Raw genomic sequence first — 22,523 nt, 5'->3', positions numbered from 1 at the left:
TCGATAATATTATTTTTCTGTAACAGAACATTGTGATCCGCATTTTGTAAAACTGGGCTCAAAACTGGGTGAAATCGTTGGTAACTGGCCGATGGTATATGAACCTTTCGCGCCAACTTTGATGCAAAAATCGGCGCTGCCACTATGTTTTATACTGGTTAGTTCTTCTTCCAGCACAACCGAAAATCCTGCACCGACATTTGCGCTGAGGGACAAATCGATTCTTTTGGCTTTCAAATCAAGTGTTAAGCCCGTTTCGATCCCTCCATTGACATGTACTTCTCCGCCGGCGCTTAATGATAATATACTTCCATATGCATAAGCGTGGGCACCTATGCCAAGGCCGGCACCAAAATTAAAGGCTCCCTTGCCCTGATAGACCGCATAAGCATAGGCATCCACATAAGCGTCCAGCCCTACTTTATATCCTCCCACCGCAGGAATGGAAAGTTCACTATTGAACTCAGGAAAGGGGGAGGGGATCTCACCGGTCGCATATACTCCTTTAAAACCCTTATCAAAGCTGCATGGAAGACTTTTTCTATGGCTGTTGGCAAATAACACGCTGGCTGCATCGGAGAGATCGCCGCTAGCGTAATAGCCTAGCATTAGGCCTGCACTCATGGTTATGGGAACAAGAAGCGGTACATTTTCCAGTTTACCTGATGCCACAAAGTAAAAACCATTTCCATCTACGCGTACCTGTGCTATACCGCCTGAGAACGTCATCGTTGGTGGTATTGGCATAGGAGGTAGTTGTATTGTTCCTGTGAACCGGCTTAGTTTGCGGTCATACACCAGGCTTAGGCCTCCCAGAGGAGTATCAATCCCATCAAGTCCTATCTCTTCGTTATTTGCCGTGACTTCGCCGAAAGCAGTGAATGATAACCTGTTTTTCTCTGTTTCCTCCCACATTTTGAAACCTTGCGGCAAACCTGAAAAATTCATAAGTCCCCATTGTGTACCTGTAACGGATTGATGACAGTAAAGCTGGCTAAGTTTGGAGCTGCCTTCCAGTGTCATGCCAAGCTGTTTGAAGCCACCACCCTCATTGTAATATTTGGTATCATTTTTGGGATTGGTAAAATCGTCAGAGTCGGTCACGAATTTCGCAAGATTGGTCTTTTCATGAAGATCCAGGTTACGATTATGGGTAATGTGTGTGAAATCCTTGGTATGGATGAGCAGCACATCATTAATTAAAAGCTTCTCAGGTTCTTCGACCCGTCCGCGTATTGCCATCACGCCGTCTCCAAAGTATATGGCCGTACTCTGTTCGTCATTTTTCGCTACATCCTGTCCAGCTTCGAAATTCAGATAACCACTTGTTTCAAACTTAAACTTGCCAGGAATAACGGTTTTAAGTTTTATTTCCGTCGCGTCTTTGGGTTTTGAATAGATAAAACGCATTGAAACGTCCTGTGGAGCATTGGGTATTCCGGATGACATTCCCGAATCGAAGGCAAACCAATCTGGACCTGTTTCAATGGTTGTTGGCCGGACATCAATAATATTGAAATACCTGAACTTCTTATTCCCCGAGCCAAACGTAACGACATCCTGTCCGTTATCCAGTAAGGAGACTGTTTGAAACTCCATGGCAGCGGTTAATCCGGGTAACGAGTTTGCGGGAAGTTTGGCAGCCGGGGAAGTACCTTCGGGAACCAGTACCAGTGACCAGTGCCCTTTCATATCCGAACCTGTTTGTGTATCATAACCAAAGAATGCCTTTCCTCCCAATTCAAGCTTAGCCACCCCGGCAAGTTCGAGATTCTCGGGTACCGCATCCAGTTTGAAGAAATCGCTTCGAAGATTGAATTCCTTGATCGGGACGTCCAGTTTTCCGGTTTTGATCACGCCTTTGGTTGCGTAAAATCCGCCTTTTTTATAGTCAAGTTTCCAGTCTCTCACTTCTACGGTCCATTTCCCGGCAAGTGGGAAAGTGAGCGGAGTTTGTCCTGTTTTGGTGTCGACAGTATTGTTTTTAATAACGAGATCTCCAATATTGACTATAAGCTCTGAGGGGTTGGCATCTTTTATCTTGCAGGTCATCACGGGATTCAGGTGGATTTCATCCCCGATTAGCCTGGAACCTTCTAATTTACTGGTTGCGTCGAAGGCGAGCAGTTTTAGCTTCATCGGATTTCCATCTTTCTGTGCAATACCGAAATCTGTCCACTTGATAGTATTTTTTTCGGAGTCAAAGGCAGTGACCGCCGGCTTATTTCCGGGTTGCCCTGAGGCATTAGGATCATAGATGAAAAACTGGCCTTTTTCATACGAAAGCAGGTTGGCCGAGAAGTTGAACGAGTTGTCAATAACCTGCGCCTGGGCCATGATTTTTCCCTTCGAAGTTCCGGGAGTTCTGATGATTTTCAATTTTCCTGCCTTTTGGACATCGTCCAAAGAAGTCAGTCTGATGTTGTATTTGATATTTTGAACCGCGATATTGGCCGTTGGGTGATATACCAGGTCGTTTAATACGCCCGTTTCCAGCTCAACTGTTTCGTTTGCGGGAATACCTTCCTGTGGTCTATCCGGATTGGCCTTGAAGACGACATCTTTGAATCGTACTTTTGTGTTTTTATCCATTATACCAAATGGTCCCAAACCGGTATCCGTCAAATCGACCTCACCGGTCACTTTTAGTGTTTTGGGATCCAGTTTTTCAATGGTGACAGGGAAGCCCCAAATCGACTGTACACTGAATTGACTAAAAGTTGTCAAGGTAAGTTTTAGAGAATTTCCTTTGCCCTGGGGAATCACCTGGTCGCTTCTGGCTCCAATGTATGTTACGGCCAGTCCTTGTTTTTCTGATCCGGTTGGACTGAATGTTGCTTCTATAGTGCAATTGGAGAGATTTTTATCGACATCCAGTGAAAATGAACCGTCTTTTTTGGAGATCGTGCTGTATTTCAGCGGGGTATTGGTACCGGCAGAAACGAACACCAGAGCTCCTTCCAGCAGGACATCCACACCCTGCGCCGATTTTACGACCACGATACCATTGACTGTTACCGCTGGTTCGAGCAGCACGATTTTTGTAGCGGAAGTCTTGCTTTCTTCATTCGTTATCGATTTTGTCTGGGTAACGTAGCCGGGTGCGGAGATTTCAACATAGAGATTTTCTACCGAAATATTTTTGAACCGGGTTTCGACGACACCCTGTTGATTGCTGGGGCCGAAAACGAAACCAGACTCCTCTTTCCCAAAGAGCTTGACGATAGCTCCGGCCACTTCTTTTCCCGAGCCTTTCTCAAAGATCTTGAAAGTAACCCGGTGATCACGCTGGTAGATGTCTATATCACCGGCGTTGATGCTGAATTTTCCTCCGGAAAGGGATGCAGGCTTGGGTAATTCAGTCCTGATAAGCCGTTGTTCATTGAAATAGCTAAGATTAACCGGGATGATTTTGAGCGTATCTGCTGACGATGGAGCATCCATATCAAATGCCCACATGTCATTTTTGAAGGCTGTTTTGAATAAATATCCATCATCGGCTTGTACATAAGCCTCCATGGTCTGGCCTAAGCCCAGTTCCGGTTTGGTGTTTTCCTGGGTATTATTCGTTTGCGCAATAACGGAGACATTGGGTTGGATCTTTGACGGTTTGGCATTACTTATCTGTCCGTTAAGGCCAGTCCCGGCTTTCAGTACATTCTGTGCAGAAACGGTTTTGGTTTTATTGTCTTGATCCGTTTTAGAATCATAGTCAATGGCTCGTCCGGTAATATGGGTATTGGGTTGCATCAGAACAGTGGGGTAATAACTGTTCTGGCCCAGCATTACATCCCCGACATTTAGGTAATATTTCGAAAACGGTGCGCTTCCGGGAATTTTGATTGTCGGCGGGTTGGCGTCATAATAGTAGCCGTCTGCAATGATTTTCACTTTTGCATTTTTACCGGGTTTGAGCACAAATGGAGAGGTAATCCAGCCATTGGCATCTGTCATTTTGTTGGTGTTGCCTATAGATCCGTCCTCGGGATCATAGGAAAGGCTTACCAACGCGTTTTTAATACCCTTTGTCGGGTCGGATTTGTCGACCACCCGAACGTTAACTGTTGGTGCGCCTGGTTGCAAGTACCGCTGGACGATGTCGGAAGCATCGTATTTGTACTGATCCGCAAATACCGTTTCATTTGCTGTGACAAGGCCAAGGCCAATGTCAATACCTGGCTGGGTAGCGGGGAACACATTGCCGGTCAGCAGTACTTTTTGGTTAATGGGCGCATCACTAAGTTTTTGTCCAAGCCAGTAATCATTAGCCTGCTCACAGTCATTTCCATAAATTTTTTGACATTTGGGATCCGACATATAGCTTTTGATACTTTCTGCATCTGCGGGCGAGTCCAGGTAGTAAGTGGAGGACGTACTGTAGGCATTTAATCCCGCGGTAGGGCATCGGAATTTTACAGTTTGACGACAATTGACAAGGGCGCCGTTTTGCTTTGTCTTGCCAGCTTTTTCCGATATTGCTTTCTCGGCTGCCGTAGGGGTGGTGGTATAAACGTCCGCCCAGGCTTCGTTAACAATGATCCGCTTGAGTGAAACCAGCTGGTAATTATTTAACCCGTCCACATTTGATTCTGTGGCAATGAAATAGGTGTCATTTACGCCATTGGCCATCACCATCCTCGGGAAAGTAATTTTGCCATTTACGTCGGATTTACCGGTGCCAATGGTTTTGTAGGAGTGGTCTTTGATTTTTATGATTGTGTGCTCGCCAAAACCCTCATCTGAGGGCGGGCGTTTGTTAGCGCCCGGCGTCGGAATTTTTTGTTGCAAATCACGCAGCACGGATACTCTCATTCCGAAAAGATTCTCTTTAATTCCGGCTTTTTGTACGAGAATCTGCGATATCCCGGTTGTATCTGATTTGACCTGTACCCGAAGATTGTAACTTTTGACTTTGCCAATGATCGTTCCAAAATCGTGAAGTCCCTGGGGGCTCATTTGTTCTTCCCCTGTCCCAAATTCTTCTACCGGGCTCGCATAGTAGGGATTGTCGATAACAACCCGGATCGATCTGGTGTAAATAGTGGGTTTGTCTCCTAGCTCTCCTGAGGAACCTTTTGATTTTGCAAGCATTCCCAAAATCATGGGTTTGGTCATTTTAACAGAGAATTCGAAAGACCCGTCGGGCTTGGTCACTTTTGTGTCGAGAACGGAACTGAATTCTGTGTGAAAATCAGTTATTTCCTTGCTCAGGTTACTGCCGAATGTGCTTACTTTACCTGTTTCGTTATTTTTATAAACCACCTGTAAAGTTACCTGCGTATTGCCAAGCGGTTGCACCATAGCCCCGTCTTGTCCCGGATCTGCAAACTTGTAAGCCAGCTTGCCTTTGAATGTCATGGTTGGCGGCTCAGTTGTTTCAATGTTGAAGGTGTCTTTTTCTATTCGGGCGATTAGTGTTGAAAGTTTTTCCTTCGGATGTAAGAAAATAATTGCCTGACCATCATCAGGTTTTTGACCGCAGCCAGGGCAATAAACCCGGTAGTTGTCGTAGGATTTATCAGCATATACGAGCCTTTCAAAGGTTGTTGAATAGGTATTTCCATTGGCTTTTAATTGTGAGATGCCAATGAACTGGTAGCCAGCGGCTATGACTTCATTTTTTATTTTTTCTTGCAGTTCGTTCCGGGTTGACAACGTTTCTGTTTCAGAAATAATTGAGACTACTGAACTTGTAACGATGCTGCTTCCGGATAAAGTTGGAGGACCTGTTGATGTTAGGTTTTGTGACGCGGGCTTTAAAGCCACTGCGGATGGAGTATTGCCGGTTCCGCTCCCTGAACCTGAAAAGGGCAGCTGGCTATTGATAATATTGGAATTTAACTGGTTATTCACAATGCCTTGATTTGTTGAATATGTCAAATCGGTCTTCGCTTGCTTTTCAACCTGTCCCTCAACCGGAAGCCGTAATTTGTCATAGTATTCCAGCAATCCTTTCTTGCGGTATAGGACTATATATTGGTCCGCCAGCTTTGCGTCGGCTGCTCCGGGCCAGTTTTTATACGTCTGCCTGGCTATCAGATCCAGGCTGTAACCCGACGCAAGCCAGGTGATACCTTCCACGTGATATGTTCCCTGTTCTGTACGCGCGATTTGAAATGTATTTTCATTGCTGGTTTGATAAGAGCCGGCAGATGTGTTGGGCTGAATAAACGGATTAACCGGATCTACGACGCAGCGTGTAAAGGTCTGTAACAGATCCGGGCCATGAAGGGTCGATTTTAGTACTTTGATGTTGTAACGGCCCGAAGCGTCTGAGTTTCCATGTGCCACGGTCAGGATGTAGTTGCCGGTTTCTATTTTTGACAAAACCACTTTGGTATTTGGCAGAATATGTGCCGGACCCGCTTCTCCCGGATATTTGTAAGCCAGTATGCCACTGATTGTAAGCGTATCATCCGCATTACCCTTGTCTTTGGCAACAAGAGAAAATGACTGTGGTTTTGACGATAAATGTTCGTCGAAAAGCTGGGCTTGCTTGCGCATCAGGTCAGACACGCCAGTCAATTCAACCGACACTTCGTAACTTTTACCGTGAACCATGGCGGAGGGAAGAGCCGTCTTTTCGAGCTGCAAATGCGGAGTCCTTACCTGACGATCAAAAACGGGTTTGTCAGTTGGTCTGGCTGGTGAAGTTCTCACTTGTATCTTGTAGCTCAGGGCTGAAACATAATCCAGCAAAGATTTTTGAGATGCCGGAACGTTATATACTTTCCGGAGTTTTGTTTCAAATTCCTTGTCAAGTTCCCATGCAAATTCGAGAGGATTATTATTTCCTATTTCGATTTTAGCGGGCTTTCTGCTTCTTCCGCCGTTGGGGACTTTCATGGTGATGTATTCAAGATTCTCCGGTGTGGTGATCAAACCATAGGTAAACACCTGCACCGGACTCTTGCCTTCGTTCATGAAATTGAGTTTCTGGCTGGTTGGAAGGGCCTGTACCCGCCATGCGTATCTTTTGCCGTACTGTAATGGCGGCTGCGACGGGCCGTACAGAAAAGTGGCAGTCTTTAAATTCCTCACCTCCAGACCGGTTTTTGGTAAAACCATGGCATCGATATAGACATTTGGGTTTACGTCCGTACCTGGCAGTTCCACGATACGTAAGATATATTCTACCTGATTGGGCAGAATTCCAACGGGCGCTGACCAACTGAAAAGCTGGATCTGCGGCGTTTTGCTAATCACCTCTTCGTTATCGAATGGTGAGATCAGGATCGGTGGTTCAACGATCCTGACGGGTATGAGCCCGCTGCAACCCATGGGGAATTCAGCGGAAAGTGGGTGTATAGTGGCATTGTCAAAAGCCTGAACACAAAGCTGATAATTACCCTCGGGTAGGGGCAAACCTCTGTATAGTTCGTTTTTATTCATACCCTGTACCTCAATCTGAGCCAAATCGAAAAGCCCTTCCAGCTCTGTACGAGTCAGCATACGATTTACGTCCGTCGGGCGCAATTCCAGCGGGCGAAGCGGGCGGTAGTTGCGGGACGTCTGAATCACGACGCCATTATCACCTTCCAATTTTCCCAGCAAGCGGACAGAAAGTGTTTTTCCTGATAAATTGGATATGAAAACCTGCACGCGATTGCCCGTTCCCGGGTAATCCTGGATATACGGACTGTATGGGGGAAGTACGTTGGTGGTGATCCGTATCTGGTTTTGTGCCCGGGATTCTGAAATCACCGTACAGAAAAACGCCAATAAAATGAAATTGGCCAGGTTTAGTACCTGTTTCATATAGCTGTTTTTAAAAGGTGATCCCATAGCTTAAGTTTCCTCTGAATTCGTTAAATTTTTCTGATGCCTGACCTGTGTCGGAACTGAGATAGTTGAACGACAAACTGATACTTTGTCTCTTTCCGATCTGATATCCTGCATTTGCCGAAGCGGTAAGCACCTTGCCTGTAATACCAAACTGCTGATTGACCAGGTAAGACACATTAGCCGAAGTGTTCAGTTTTTTTTTCAAAAATGCGTAGTTGGTTCCCAAAGCAGGACCGTAGAACTTTACTTTTGAGCCTTTCGATGCTGAATCAATAACCGGCAGGCCGGATTGCGTATAAGACAGCATCAGGTTCGCCCCAAAGCCCGATTGGTTGTGGACCAGAAAATAGCCCAGGTTCAGGTTTTGATTATTGTTTTCGGTATTCGATGCCGTATTTTGGTTCAGATCTGAGAGTTGCTGGTGGGTGCCGGTAACATTGAAAATGTGAGACATTTCATTATTCAGGATTGAATAACGCAGGTTCACCGTGGCCGACAGGTTGTTTTGGGCAATACGCAATGTATCAATCAGTGGCCTGATGCCGGCCTTCTGGCTTAAACCATAATTAGAAAGAGAAATATCTGCGCCAAATTCCGGCTGCGGATTAACAGAAACCATAAAAGAACCAATTGTCCGACCCGTGCGCGCGCTTTTGTTATTGGCAAGATTATCAAATTGAATACCGTAACTACCAGAAATCCGTGCTTTCCCTTTTAGCAGGTTCAAGGTAGTAGCCGCAGTATAGCTTTGAATATCACTTTGAAAATAATAGGAGCCCATAGTCTGGAAGTTGGGATCAATTCGTTTGTATTGCAGTTTCACAGATCCCCATTTGTCCTGATAACCTACCGCGGTCTGCATAGCTTGTGTCAGCTGGGTGGAAAGTCTTGAGGTAATCATTTTACCAAACAATCTGACCAAAACATTGCTGCCCTGGGCTTGAACCTCTGAAGCGAACATGTCACGTGTATACGAGCTGGCAGCCGCATCAACTTCTACGGTAAAGTGTTTAATGATCAGCAAGCGGGAACTGATACCAACGACAAGATTTTCAGCCGGAGTAACGCTTTGGCCGGGATTGGCAGAAATACCGGAAATTGATGAAGTGTCGTCATGGGCCCGAAGAACCAATAAATCGATGTAGTTATTTGCCTTTCCATAACCGACTTTGAAAGCATAACCTGTTCTTTTAAAAGTTGGCATAATTTCCGGATCTGCGATGGTGGAGGAGGCAGCTTTGTTGAACCGGCCATAAACAGCCCCAATCCGGAGCATTCCGGGGTTCAGTTCAAAACCCCCGCCCAGAAAAGTATGTCCGGCCAGGGTAAATGGTGAAAAGGAAACATTGCGATAGCCGGCATGGATGGTTGCCCATTTGTAAGCGGGACTTACCCCAAATTGATTGAAGGGCTGTCTGAAACTGCTTCCCTGATTTCCCAGGACAGCTGAAAAAGGAAGACTTATCCCGCCGGGCAGGATAATATTCACGGATCCGCTTAGGCCAAATGGGGCCGACTGATTTCGGGCGCTTATGCCGCCAGGTGTGTAAAATCCTGCGTAAGCATTGATACCTCCGGATACCTGGACTGGTTTTGTGTTCTTACCACCCGGTTGAGCCAACAGCATTTTTGGGGTTAGCAATAGTGTGCTGATGCATAAAATAGAGGCGTAAATATGCAGCATATTTCAAGTACATTTAGTTGCTGAATAAAAAAATACCCGGACCTTAACGGTAATTTTTTTAATATTCAGAAAAGTACTTGAATCTGTTTTGAGTCTTACTTTTAATCGATAAACGGTATCTTAAAATCGATGAACGAATAGCGAAATTGTTTTCAGTCTTCGTTGCATTCGGCAAAATAAACTTGATTGGCTGTTAATTCGGTTATTTGATCATTTGCGCTGCTTTTTTGAGGTGAATTGACTTGATTAAGTCATTGGCGGGCATACCTTTTAATGACCGGGTTTTTGTTCAGTGCGGTTATGCTGATAAGAGTGAATAGTTTGGTAAACCGGTATCAATCAGAGGGAATTATGCAGTCGCAGGCAAACCCGGCGAGTATCATAATATGGATAGTCAAAGCAGAAAAAACGGTTTTCTCATAAAAAAATTAGTGCAATTGCCGTAATAAGCATGAGGAGCAATAACCCGGCAAACAATTTTCGTCGTGATTTTGGATTCGAATTCATATTATTTCAGTTTCAACGTTGATCTGACTGCCCGAACCCGTTCGCATTCTTTTAGAAAATAATATCTGCAAAGTTTTGCCACAGGGCAGTTGATTGAAAATTGTACTTCCATGCTAGATCCAGTGCGAGAGACAAAAGGAGTGAAATAATATAAGGCGTGTAATTCCTATTATTTTTAATATCCAATAAAATAAGTGCAAGCATGATCAAGGCAGGTACCATCATGCCCCCATACCAGACGCCATCGGGAAAAGAAAATCCAAAAAACATAATAAGAATACGGCCCAGGGCTGGTCCAATCAGAATTAAAGAGGATGTGATGATGTACCGGAGATGTGCAGGCGTATGATGTCGATTAATCATGGCCAGTAAGTAGAAAAGGCCGAATAGAAATAGACTCAGCAGGTTCATGAATGTTCCTGCCAGCACTTCCTTTTCAGGGAGATGCTGAACAATTCCGTTTTTATAGCTTGTTTGTGTAGCCATAAAAATGGAAATGAGTACCAGGGGCATCAGGAAATATGAAAATTTACCGACAAGCCTGTGCAAGGCAAACTTTTTATACCGGATTAAAAAGGGCTGGATTATTAACACTGTATACCAGGCAATGAAAATCAGGGCATGGAAATGGTGTATGGGTGTAAGATTTTTAAATTCAGGAAATTGTCCGAAATAGGTGATGTAAAAACCTGCGAAGGTGAGTGCCAGAAGGCCAATGAAAAAATAACCGATATTTTTGTAAGCCGTTTCCATGGATCAATCAAAGTTAATGGTTTTGCGAGGTATACAACTTTATTCACAGGGACGTCAGCTTAAATTAAGCGTATTGTAAAGACTTCCATGTGTGCTGATTTACAGGAAAGTTAGAGCAAGAACCTTGTCAAAAATACATCTTTGTACAACTGGCTGTTTTGATTGTACAAGTGAGATTTTCTTAACTATTTTGAATCGTTTGGAAGTTATCAGTTTTAAAAACCGATAACTTCCATGAACTCTTTTTTTCTTCTTTTGGATACATCGAGTTCGGTTCCGTCTTTCAAAACAACACTGCCGCCTTCTCCACGCAGATATTCACGGATATGCCAAAGATTGATCACTGTGGAATGATGAATTCTGAAGAAATTTAGATTTGCCATCATCGCTTCGTAGTCGCCAAGGTTTCGCGATGAAACAATCTTCTGTTTATTTTCAAGGTAAATCATCGTGTAGTTGCCTTCCGAGCTTAAATAAAGAATATCCGTGAGCGGCACAAACGTTATTCCGCGTAAAGAGGGTACCGGAATTTTATCAAATTGCGCATCCACCATTCTGTACGATGATTTTCCGGCTTTGTTTTTTGCATGCAGCTTTTGTATCAAACGGTCAATAGCGGTTGACAATTCCAGAACGGAGACTGGCTTTAAAAGAAAATCAAGCGCACTTTGCCTGACAGCCTGGATCGCATATTCGTCGTGCGCTGTACTGATGATTACTTCAAAACAGCGGTTCGGGAAGTTTTCAAGAAATTGAAAACCATCCAGTTCCGGCATTTCTACATCCAGGAATATGACATCGGGAGCGAGTTTCTCTATTTTTACCATCGCTTCTGAGGCTGACGTGTAAGTTTTAATAATTTCGATCTCGTCAGAAGCTTTCAGGATTTTCATTTTCAAAGCTTCGATGCTTAGCGGTTCATCATCAATTAGTATGGCTTTTATCATGACTTTATATTTTCAAATGTGAGTAATGGCAATCCGATCTCTACAATAGTTCCGGAATCCGTTTCAGTCAGGATATCGGTAATTTTTAAATACGCCTGTTTTGGGTATATCTCGTTGATTTTCAGTATTCTGTCTTCTGTAAGTTTCAGGCCGAGAGATTTACTTTGATGTTTTCTTGATAAGTTGATTCGTCCTGCGGCAATCCTTCCAATCCCGTTGTCAATGATGCTGCAAATCAGTTGATTATTCCGGGTCGTTATATTAATAAAAAATGCTCCGGCTTCTTCTTTTTTATGCCGCAAACCGTGTAGAATAGCATTTTCTACAAAAGGCTGGAACAACATCGAAGGTATCAGATACTCATTTTTGGTTAACGTTTCATGAACCGATATTTCGTAACTAAACGCGTAACTGCCGCGTTCCTGTTCCAGCTGAATATATAGTTCCAGTGCATGGATATCGTCTTGAATACTAATATACTCCTGCCTCGAATATTCAAGGATTAACCTGACAAGTTTTGAGAATTTCTGAAGAAATTCACTGGCCTGTATTGTTTTACTCAGAAAGATGTAAGAATCAATTGTGTTCATGCAATTGAAGATAAAGTGCGGGTTCATCTGGGAGCGCAGCGCGTTAATTTCGGCCTGGGCCCTGATGTGTTTTACCTGCTCTTTGTACTTTGTATCTGACTGGATCTGTGTCAACCGGATGCGGAAGAAAATATAACCCAATCCAATAAATATGGAAACCAGAATGGTACGAAACCAAATGGTACGCCAAAAAGGCGCCTGTATGACAACGCGTATACTTTTAACCGGGGAGCTTAATTTTCCGGTTTCATCCAAAGCCCTGGCCATAAATTCATAGGTACCTGCCGGGATATCTGTATAGCGTGCTGAGGCCGGATTTCCAACCGAAATCCACCTTTTATCAATACCGCCAAGTTTGTATTGAAGCTTCACTTTTTGCGGAAAGCCAAACTCAATTCCTGCCAGGTCAAAGCCAAAAGAACTTTGATTCCGCTCCGGCTGCACCTCAGCGAGCTCCCCGGCATAGGCGGGCTGACGGACACTCCTTTCATTGACAAAAAAATCGGTAACCTGGATTTTCGGTTTTACGTAGTAGGTTTGATTGGCTCTTGGATCAATGACTGTCAGCCCGTTGTTTCCGCCAAAAACGGCACGGCCGTCGGGTAAAATAAAGTTACCGTACCAGTCATATTCCTTGGAATCAGCGCCGTCCCGGCCGGTGTAATTCCGGTATTCATTCAACTTTCGGTCGTAATGGGCAATGCCCCTGTTTGTCACAAGCCAATAATTGCCATTTTTTTCGGGGACAATATTGGTTACAATGTTATCAGGCAGGCCATCTTTTTCTGTGAAAAGCCTGTATGTGAAAGTTTTTGTATCCATTAAAGCAAGGCCTTTGTCGGTGCAAAGCCAGATTTTACTTTTCTCAAAAGCCATGGCAATCCAGAATACCCTGAATTGTAGATCCGGTCTTTTCAAAAACATCCAATGGTCCATTTTCTTTCTTAGCACATAAAACCCCGACCACCAGTTTGCACTTAAAAAGACCTGTTGGTTCAGGCTGTCATATAGCATCGGGTGGCAGTCCAATAATCCTTCTTTTTTTAAATCGTCAATAGGATTTGCCTTGAATTTTTTTCCGTTTTCAAGGATCTCAAACAGTCTGTCATAAGCGGCCAGGTATTTGCCGGCAGAGGTCTCAATGACAAAATGTAAACCATCCGCTGGTAATCCGAGGTCTTTGGTATTGATTCTTTTTACAATTATATTGTCGGTATTAACGATTATCCATTCCCCCTTTTTAGAAAGCCAGATCCGGTTTTTGCTATCTTTTAAAATAACGGAATGCAGCTTATAATTACGCAGTATTTTTCCGTTCGAATCCAGTACCACGGTACCGGCACCCAGCATTTTTGTCCACGTTTGGCTATTGCGTTGCACAAGATGGCTCACATGGTTATCAGCCAGTCCATATTTCAAACAATCTGCCTGGCTTAACCATTGTTCAACGTTGTGATGATTCAGATTAGTAAAATCAACCCCAAACCCAAGCTGAGAGATAAAAAGGTTTTGGTCCCGGTCAAGATAGGGCGTTTCATTCCAGTTGGCTGATAAACTGGAAGGAATGGAGGCGGAGTGTGTCAGGATCTGAACAAATTGTTCGGCGATGGTATCAAAAAAGTAAAGCCCTTTGGCAGAGCCTATGATCAGATAGTGTTTAAATTTAACGATGTGACTCAATTGCGTGTCCAATGGTTTTTCTTGAAACTGATTGAAAATTCGGACTGTCTTCTTGTTGGTATTGATTTTGATCAGCCCATCGGTTAATCCGCCTGCCCAAACAATCGAGTCGCCATCCGGGCATGCGTAGTAACCAATGTTTGAGAAAGCCGGCTGGTTTTTTTTGCCATCCAGAAAGGATTCTATTTTGACGACTTTATTATCTTTTAATATGATTTTGTTGATTCCCAAGTCATTACGGTTACCGCAGTGAATAGCCCTGACTTCCTGAAAAGTATCATTTTGATGTCTGGGCAGGTTCTCGGATATTTCGGCCGTTACAAAAATATACTGCCTCGTACGGGGATTATAAGTATACAATCCTTTTGACTTATTGCCTGAAAATTTAATCCAGATAAGGCCCTTGTTGTCAACACAGTAAGGGAAAGACAGGAAATGTTTCTCATGACCAGGCGCGGGTATCGAGGTGAATTTATCGGTTTTCCGGTCATATTTACTTAAACCGTTTTCCGTACCAATCCAAAGATTTCCTGATTGATCTTCTACGATATTTTTGATATCCGTACCATCAATATTCGCATTATCCGGTTTGTATACACGGCAGGTAGTTCCGTCAAAACGGTTGAGGCCGTTCGCTGTTCCCAGCCAGATAAATCCTCGGGAATCCCTGAGTAAACAAAATACGTTGTTATTGGAAAGTCCTTCTTCCCGCGTAAGATGATGAAAAGACAGACGGAAAGGTGCCTGCCCGAAACAGAGGTTAGCGGCAAGTATTAAAAACAGAATGATACAGTACCTGCCCATATTCTTTCCGGATTATCTTTCTGCGGGGAACTTTTGAAATTTTACCGGTTATTATCATACAAGATAAAGGAACTTGCATGTTTTATGACATTCGCAGCAGCTATTGTTATTATCCGGTGATGGTTTCTGCTCACTGAATTTTGCTTCGATCCATTCGTCTTGGCATGACTGATTTTATTGTCAATTTTGGAATTGTCTTATTTACAATCAAGGTCACCGGATATGGTTTCCCATATCCGGTGACCTTGATTGGTTTTAATTTTAAAGTTGATTTGAATCTTTTAAAGAAGTGTGATTATGCCGCAATTCGTCTTAGTATGTGAGTTTGATGATTTTTCCAAGAGCCATTGACACGACATAATAAGTTTTGTCGCCTGTTCTTTCTATATCCGTAGGCATCATCAGGCCGTCGAGCAAAGTCAGTCCATTTTCGTCAGAAACTTTTCCGGTATTGGGAAGAAAACCATCGGGCAGCGCAAACTTTGCAAATTGAATAACAACCGGTTTTCCTGAGGGCGTTAGCGTTATGTCGGTTAATGTCGTAAAACCGCCTTTGTAAATGCCCGGAGTTCCGGCCTGGTCGATTTGGTAAATGGCCGCTTTGCCTTCGATAAAAGGAAATCCGCTGAGTGTTGAAACCAAAAATTTGTATCCGTCGTAAACTATTCCCGTTGGCACAACATCAATCATAGGCGGTCCAACAGGCCCCGGGTTCGCGAAAGGTGCAAACTGGGAAAATATGCTAAGATCTCCGTTGGACTTTCTGCGAATGATCGCATTGGCGGCGGCATCGGTAAAAAAAAGATCTCCATCCGGTCCCCAGGTAAGGTTGTATAAGTGAGATTCCTGTGTATCGACCAAAAAATCATACTTCAAAACAAACTGACTAATGTTTTCGCTCGGCAGGGAGCTGGCCTGCATGGGTTTGTCACCTGGCTTAAAAGCTGAAACATTTGCCTTGTAAAGGAATCCCTCCCCGCCATGAATAATATACAAGATCCCATCTTTGTAAGTCAAATGAGTAAGTCCGTCAGGTAAGCCTTCTTCCTCACTTATGGAGGATTTAAAGCCGACGATGACAGGATATACTTTTCCGTCCGGCGTAATAAGTGAAACACGTCCGTCGTCTTTGCCGGTACCTATTTCAGTAATCCAAAAATAATCATTTGCCCCTTTTGTAATGGCAAAGGGTGTTAGTAGTTGTCCGGCCAGATCTTCAGATTTGAATTGCTTTGGTTCTTCAAAAATGTTATGATCCGTACAGCCCCAGGCAAGCAAAAGCGGCACAAGAGCAAGTTTTGATAAAAATGTAGTTTTCATGGGGATGATTATTCGTTATTAAATTAGTATGGATCGTATGTTATCTGAGATTGTGCAAGTAGGAAAAGATAGCCCTGAGCTCATCCCTGGTATAGGTGAATTCTCTCCATGGCATAGCAGAACTAAGTTGCTTTTTCTCGGGGGTTTTACCTGTTTGAAGCGTTGTTATAAAAGCTTCTGCTGTCCATTTTCCAAGATGGCCGGTGGAGGTAATATCCGGGATCTTTGGTTCATTCGGGCCATGTGAATCTGCTCCTTTAAGCGTAGCCGTGTGGCAACCGGTACATGTAATCGCCAGATACTGTCCATATTCGGGAGTAATCGATGGCATTACCACATCAGGATACGTAGCGTCATGATCAATTTTTTCAGCAGGAAAAAGTGGAAATTTTCCAAGAAAGGTCAGTATTCTGCCTAAGGGTTTTAAAGATTTGGATGGAGAGATTTTATCCACCGGAGGACGTGTTTTTACATAACTGATCAGCGAAGCCATGTCCTGGTTGGAAATTTTGTATATTTCATGGGAAGGCATAAACCAAAGAGAACGGTTATCTCGTCCCAGGCCATGGCGCAAGGTTCTGATCCAATCTTCATTTGTATATTGAACGCCACCTTTTCCGGAAGTGATATTGACGCTGTACAAAATGCCTATGGGTGACTGGTCATCGGCAAACGCGTATCCGCCGGCAAAATCTTTTCCATGACAGCCCGTGCAGGCCCTGATCACCGCAAGATGCTTTCCCCTGGAAAGAGAAGCGCTATCCGTTGGTATTATAAGTTTTTGAACTTTGACATCATAGATTTTAGCCGCCCGTCTCTCAATGTCGTAGTATATCCACACATAAGTAAGCGTTACAAAAATCACGATACTTCCCAGCAAAATACCTGCCCATTTTAATATTTTTGTGATCATAGCCAGATAAGAAATTTAATGAGCCCTGAGCCAAATTCTTCGAGGATTATTTTCAGAGCGGGTTGGCGTTTTTTATCAAAACTGATCATAAATGCCTTTTGAAAGCATGGGACTGTACAACTGGTGGTATTGCTTGCGTAAGTGGAAGTTTTGAAAGAGGTAAAGTTTCATTGACCAGAGGGAAATGCTGACAACGGAGGGAAGTGGACTTTTGGAAAGTGCTTTATGATAGTAAAATCATAAAGCTTGGGAAGGGATTTACTATCATTAACTTGCGGAGTAAACTATTGCCAGTACTGACTTATCGTGTTTTAGCAAGTGTGAACAGCCGAAATATTACATGCTGAAAAGTATGAGAAGACTTGTGAAGTACCATTGGGCGCTTATAATTTATGCCCGATTTGTCATAAAACCAGGCATAAATTTAAATTCTGTGCTAACTAGCTCAGTTTCCAGTCAGGTCTTTCAAAGTGGCAGGTATATCCACCAGGATTTTTCTGCAAATAATCCTGATGCTCGGTTTCTGCATTCCAGAAATCAGTAGCGGGGAGAACTTCCGTAACAATCTTCCCCGGCCATACACCGGAAGCATCCATTTCTGCGATCAGCACGTTAGCAACCTTATGCTGGCTTTCATCCATAAAGAAAATAGCAGAACGATATGAAGCTCCTATGTCGTTTCCCTGCCGGTTTCGCGTTGTAGGATTATGGATCTGGAAGAAATATTCGAGGAGTGCACGATAAGTTAGTTGTGCCGGATCAAATATGATCTCAATTGCTTCTGCATGGGTTCCATGATTCCGGTAAGTTGCATTCGGGACATCGCCGCCGGTGTATCCCACCACCGTCGAAATTACACCGGGATAATGTCTGATAAGTTCTTCTACCCCCCAAAAGCAACCACCTGCCAAAATGGCTTTTTCAGTAATCATATAGTTTATTTTAATGTGATAATGCTATTGTACAAATTTCATGCCCCAAATTATAGAATTTATTTTATAGTTAATTGATTTGTCGTTATCCGTTTGCAGGCATTTGCCAGACGTGCAGGCAATTTGTTTATGCAATTCCTGATGTCAAAAATGTGCAGATTTTTTCCTTAGGAAATCTGGAACGGTAGCAACTATGGCTACGGAGTGGCTTCGCGTTTTAAATATTGATTTTCGGTACTTAAATAAGGATTTCGGAAAGACTGACTTTTGATAGATCGTTTAAAAAGTACCTGATCTTACTTCGCGATTGGATTATTTGGTAAAATAAATTCCTTGAACATAACAGTATTTAAAGGTCAGCGGGGACCGGCCGTGGCTGCTTCAAACACGCGGCAGAAATTGCCACCACCTATCTTACCAATTTCATCAGAAGTAAAACCGATTTTTAGCATAGCATCGACGACGGTGTAATAAAATCCGAATTTCTGGTCCTGCCACGTCAGGTTGGTACGCTCGCCAATTCTTTCACGCTTTTGACCACCACCCGGTTTATTTTGTGCGTCAGGAGAACTGTAAGACGAGGTTAGTTTGGTGTCGGTACCAATGCACACATGGTCAACCCCGATGACATCCACCAAAGCCCGAATATTTTTGGCATATTCCAGAGAGGTGTCTGCCAGATGTGTCCAAACGCCAATCACACCACCTGCCTCGGCAACGATTTTAGCTTGTTCCTTGCTGATAAGTCTTGGTTTCATCATGGCAGCCATTGACGTGTTCTGACCTAGCCGGGTATCAAGACCAGTGTGAGAAATAATTACCGGATGGGCTGCTATTTTGAGCGCAGCGGTCACAGTCTCCGTATTGGCGTGCGCCAGATCGATAAGAATTCCAAGCCGGTTACATTCCTTGATGACTTCCGCTCCAAACGCTGTTAGTCCGCCCCAACGTACGGGATTTGTGTAAACATCGCCCAAAGGAACAGATGCATCATTGTCATGAAGTAGTCCCAGGTGTCTCAAACCACGATTATAGACCTCTTCGACGCGCTCCACATGTCCTTCAAGAAAGTGACCACCCTCGACTGACTGAATGACGGTCGGCTGATGCTTTTTGTGAGCGGCATTTAGGTCTGCCATATTTAGAGCGCGCTTCATGCCATTTTTAACGAGCTGGTTATCCATTGAAGCCAAAGCATTCATGAACCGTTCGTAAGCCTCTCCCGGATTGTGCAACTCCGGACGGTCGACGGCGAATGTCATGCAAATGGCCGACAAACCCGACTTTTTCAACTCGCTGGCCAGGTCAATATCAGGACCCGGTACCTCAGCTTTGGCGAAGGGAACATCAATATGATTGTGCGAGTCAATGCCGATCGTAGCGGCCACAATCGCTGCTACCCGTGGGTCCGGCTCGTCCATAGCCCACGATGATAGCGGGTTAAACATCATCATAGCACTTGTCCCGGCAACAGATGACAAGAATTCCCGCCGTGACCACTGAGTGTGTAATTTTATCATGATTCAGAATAAAGAAACTGCTGATAGGATAAGATTGTCTTGATAACTATGGGGCAAACTTGATTAAATATAACCCGTATTCCAATTAAGGTCTGACAAAATCGGCGTTTAGCTGCTTTTTCCTGACCAACGCTTTGATAGCCGGTCACAACTATTCATCAGAACAATTAATCAATCCTGATTTTGACTACAACAATAATTGATTTGGCTACATCCATTACCCGGTTCTTGTTGAAATTTGTATCAACAAAAGAATAGAAACCAAAATAGAAAGCATATGCGCGTTTTTGTTACAGGAGCAACAGGTTTTGTAGGCTCCGCCGTCGTTCGGGAATTAATTAGTGCAGGGCACCAGGTATTAGGACTTGCCCGCTCAGAAGAAAGTGCAAAATCACTTATCGCTGCCGGTGCTGAGGTTCACCGGGGAAATCTCGAAGACCTGGAGAGTTTAAGGCGTGGTGCTGCCGCATCGGACGGCGTGATCCATACCGGTTTTGTTCATGATTTTACAAGATTTAAGGAAGTTTGCGAGATTGATAGACTTGTCATTAATGCATTGGGTTCGGAACTGGCTGGTTCGGACAGGCCTTTGATTATCACTTCGGGCATTGGAATTTTGTCAATACCAGATCGTTTGGTAACAGAAGAAGATATGCCGGTAGCATCCAGTCCAAACCCAAGAGTTGCTTCGGAACTTGCTGCAAATGAGCTTGCTGAAAAGGGCGTTCGTGTTTCTGTGGTGCGTTTGCCGCCGACTGTTCACGATTCAGGCGACCACGGTTTTGTTCCAATTCTCATTGGTATCGCACGTGAGAAAGGGATTTCAGTTTATAAAGAAGAAGGGTCAAATTGCTGGCCGGCTGTGCATCGTTTAGACGCTGCCAGGTTATTCCGACTGGCGCTTGAACAAGCTCCGGAGGGATTTGTACGTTATCATGCAGTGGCGGAAGAAGGTATTGCTTTTCGGAACATAGCAGAAGCCATTGGTAAGGGCCTCAATATTCCGGTAGTCAGTAAATCAGCAGTGGAGGCCGCCGAACATTTTAGCTGGTTTACACATTTTGCAGGAATGGACTGTGCTGCAAGCAGTCGGCAAACTCAGACAATTCTGGGCTGGAATCCGGTACATCCGGGTTTAATCGAAGATCTGGATAAAGGTGATTATTTCAGACTTTAAATTATCATGTCAAACATACAACCTTATCGTTTTAAAACGATTTCTGAATTTCACAAGTTCAGAGGATTACCCAAACCCGAGCATCCTTTGATAAGCGTCATTAATGTAGAATTGATGAATGATCTTCTGGTTGATGAATTCCATGTGATCAAGGATTTTTATTCGATAGCCATGAAGCGGAACCTAAACTATAAAGTGAAATATGGTCAAAATTCGTATGATTTCGATGAGGGTGTAATGTTTTTTACGTCGCCGGGGCAGCTTCTGAAACTTACGTTTGAGAAAGATGAACCCGTTTATCAATCTGGATGGATGTTGCTGATCCATCCAGATTTTCTATGGAATACGCCATTGGCCAAAACCATCAGGCAATATGAATATTTTAGCTACTTGGTGAATGAAGCGCTTTTTCTTTCCGAAAAAGAAGAAACCATGATGACTGGTATTGTGCAATATATGGAGCAGGAGTATCATGCAAATATTGACCAATTCAGCCAGACAGTCATTCTTGCCCAGCTTGAACTGTTGCTGACTTATGCAGACCGGTTTTACCAGCGTCAGTTCATTACCCGAAAGATCGCAAATCATCAGATTCTCGCTCGTCTTGAAGATATTCTCGACAATTATTTTAAAAGTGATAGTTTGGTTCAAAACGGATTACCAACGGTTGGATTTATTGCAGAGTCTTTAAATATATCACCCAATTATTTAGGAAGTATGTTAAAAGTACTGACCGGACAAAATGCCCGGCAACACTTGCACGATAAGCTGATAGGGCTGGCGAAGGAGAAATTAACCACAACGGATTTATCTGTCAGCGAAATCGCCTATGCGTTAGGTTTTGAACATTCGCAGTCTTTCAGCAAATTATTTAAAAACAAAACCGATCTTTCGCCATTGGAATTCAGGCATTCATTTAATTAAAATAGGGGTGGGAAATACAGCTAATCGTACTATTTTTCATCTTTAATTTCAAATTGTATTTTGGCTAAGTCATAAATTTTAAGTTGGTTTATCCGGAAAATTTCTTCGTGATATTCATAGAAATGATTTTCGGGATTAGATCTTACTTGAAAATTGCAAACATATACTTAGTTTTACAAAGTTGCCAATAGTAAACTAAATTTACTATTTATGCGTTTTGAAATGAAAATGAAATATAAAGAATGGAAAATCATATCAATACCCGATTGCTTTTTAAGGTCATATACATTCTGAAAAGGTTGACGGACGAGTGGGGTGATACCGTATTTACACAATTGCTACCTGGCTTTAAAATCGGATATGTTCCTGTTTTTATGTGCATTGGAACGGATGGGATATCGAATAACGAGGTAGCCCGGGAATTGCAAATTACCAAAATGGCTGCAAGTAAAATTATTAAAGAACTATTTGCGCTTAAATTAATAACCAGCGAAAAAGATCCACTGGATGCACGGTCTGAGAGAATAACGCTTACATCCAAAGGGATAGAGATTAGTGCGAAGGTCAAAGAATCGGCGAGTGGGATCGTTGATGAATACCGCAAGATCACCGGAGATGAAAATTATGATGCTGCGATTGATGTTCTTTTGGCCATTACCCGTTATCATGAAGAAATTAAAATAAGGAATTAGAGTATGTTTTGGGATCTTATTTTGTTATTCTATTCAAAAAAATGGATAAGTAGGCAATTTCAAGCATTGCCTCAGCAGATTCTACGGTTTTCTCAACATCTCTAAATAGTCGACGTTTAAAATTTAGCCATCCAAACGATCTTTCTACTTGCCAGCGATTTTTCTGAGGGATAAATCCTTGTGCTGATTCTGGTTTTTGTGCAATTTCCACCTCCCATTTATACTCTTTGATTACATAATCTATGAATGTTATTTTATAACCGTTGTCGGCAGTAATTTTTTGTAAATCAGGCAC

Annotated in this window: 14 protein-coding genes; 4 read left to right on the top strand and 10 right to left on the bottom strand. The window is 43.3% G+C overall.

Annotated features, from left to right (window positions below):
* Window positions 1-9 precede the first annotated feature (9 nt).
* From FDK13_RS07170 to FDK13_RS07130, 9 genes are all read right to left on the bottom strand, one after another.
* On the bottom strand, window positions 10-7,758 hold the full coding sequence (locus tag FDK13_RS07170) for a hypothetical protein (protein ID WP_137339323.1): 7,749 nt from the start codon (window positions 7,756-7,758) through the stop codon (window positions 10-12).
* Between the two features lie 10 nt (window positions 7,759-7,768).
* Window positions 7,769-9,469 carry a hypothetical protein gene (locus FDK13_RS07165; protein WP_229215937.1) on the bottom strand — a complete coding sequence of 567 codons (1,701 nt, stop codon included), beginning with the start codon at window positions 9,467-9,469 and terminating at the stop codon, window positions 7,769-7,771.
* 558 nt (window positions 9,470-10,027) lie between these two features.
* Window positions 10,028-10,729: a hypothetical protein gene (locus tag FDK13_RS07160; protein ID WP_137339322.1), complete on the bottom strand. Its 702-nt coding sequence runs from the start codon at window positions 10,727-10,729 to the stop codon at window positions 10,028-10,030.
* 215 nt (window positions 10,730-10,944) lie between these two features.
* Window positions 10,945-11,676, bottom strand: coding sequence for a LytR/AlgR family response regulator transcription factor (locus tag FDK13_RS07155; RefSeq protein ID WP_137339321.1), 732 nt, complete (start codon window positions 11,674-11,676; stop codon window positions 10,945-10,947).
* Window positions 11,673-14,750 carry a ligand-binding sensor domain-containing protein gene (locus tag FDK13_RS07150; protein WP_137339320.1) on the bottom strand — a complete coding sequence of 1,026 codons (3,078 nt, stop codon included), beginning with the start codon at window positions 14,748-14,750 and terminating at the stop codon, window positions 11,673-11,675. The genes FDK13_RS07155 and FDK13_RS07150 overlap by 4 nt, the downstream gene beginning before the upstream one ends.
* 312 nt (window positions 14,751-15,062) lie before the next feature.
* Window positions 15,063-16,070, bottom strand: coding sequence for a ScyD/ScyE family protein (locus FDK13_RS07145; protein WP_137339319.1), 1,008 nt, complete (start codon window positions 16,068-16,070; stop codon window positions 15,063-15,065).
* 40 nt (window positions 16,071-16,110) lie between these two features.
* Window positions 16,111-16,983 (bottom strand): c-type cytochrome, encoded by an 873-nt coding sequence (locus FDK13_RS07140; RefSeq protein WP_137339318.1) that lies wholly within the window; start codon window positions 16,981-16,983, stop codon window positions 16,111-16,113.
* A gap of 440 nt (window positions 16,984-17,423) precedes the next feature.
* Window positions 17,424-17,915: a peptide-methionine (S)-S-oxide reductase MsrA gene (gene msrA / locus FDK13_RS07135; RefSeq protein ID WP_137339317.1), complete on the bottom strand. Its 492-nt coding sequence runs from the start codon at window positions 17,913-17,915 to the stop codon at window positions 17,424-17,426.
* Between the two features lie 356 nt (window positions 17,916-18,271).
* The gene (locus FDK13_RS07130) at window positions 18,272-19,336 is read right to left on the bottom strand and encodes a dipeptidase (protein ID WP_220417334.1); all 1,065 of its coding nucleotides are present in this window, start codon (window positions 19,334-19,336) and stop codon (window positions 18,272-18,274) included.
* On the opposite strand from FDK13_RS07130, the gene FDK13_RS36385 reads away from it, so the two are divergent.
* The 4 genes from FDK13_RS36385 to FDK13_RS07115 all read left to right on the top strand — a co-directional run bounded on the left by FDK13_RS36385 (window position 19,284) and on the right by FDK13_RS07115 (window position 22,228).
* Window positions 19,284-19,418: a hypothetical protein gene (locus tag FDK13_RS36385; RefSeq protein ID WP_262711813.1), complete on the top strand. Its 135-nt coding sequence runs from the start codon at window positions 19,284-19,286 to the stop codon at window positions 19,416-19,418. The two genes, FDK13_RS07130 and FDK13_RS36385, sit on opposite strands and share 53 nt — an antisense overlap.
* Before the next feature lie 294 nt (window positions 19,419-19,712).
* The gene (locus tag FDK13_RS07125; RefSeq protein WP_137339315.1) at window positions 19,713-20,612 is read left to right on the top strand and encodes an SDR family oxidoreductase; all 900 of its coding nucleotides are present in this window, start codon (window positions 19,713-19,715) and stop codon (window positions 20,610-20,612) included.
* A gap of 6 nt (window positions 20,613-20,618) precedes the next feature.
* Entirely contained in the window at window positions 20,619-21,536 is a 918-nt protein-coding gene (locus tag FDK13_RS07120; RefSeq protein ID WP_137339314.1) for a helix-turn-helix domain-containing protein, read from the top strand.
* Window positions 21,537-21,778: 242 nt separating this feature from the next.
* Window positions 21,779-22,228, top strand: a complete 450-nt coding sequence (locus FDK13_RS07115; RefSeq protein WP_137339313.1) for a MarR family winged helix-turn-helix transcriptional regulator — start codon at window positions 21,779-21,781, stop codon at window positions 22,226-22,228.
* Between the two features lie 16 nt (window positions 22,229-22,244).
* Here the strand turns inward: FDK13_RS07115 and FDK13_RS07110 are convergent.
* A partial coding sequence (locus FDK13_RS07110; RefSeq protein WP_170982737.1) for a transposase occupies window positions 22,245-22,523 on the bottom strand: 279 nt, incomplete at its 5' end.

Origin of the sequence: Dyadobacter frigoris, from assembly GCF_005280585.1 — a bacterium.
GTDB classification, from domain to species: domain Bacteria; phylum Bacteroidota; class Bacteroidia; order Cytophagales; family Spirosomataceae; genus Dyadobacter; species Dyadobacter frigoris.
This window is presented reverse-complemented; position numbering and strand designations above follow the sequence as displayed.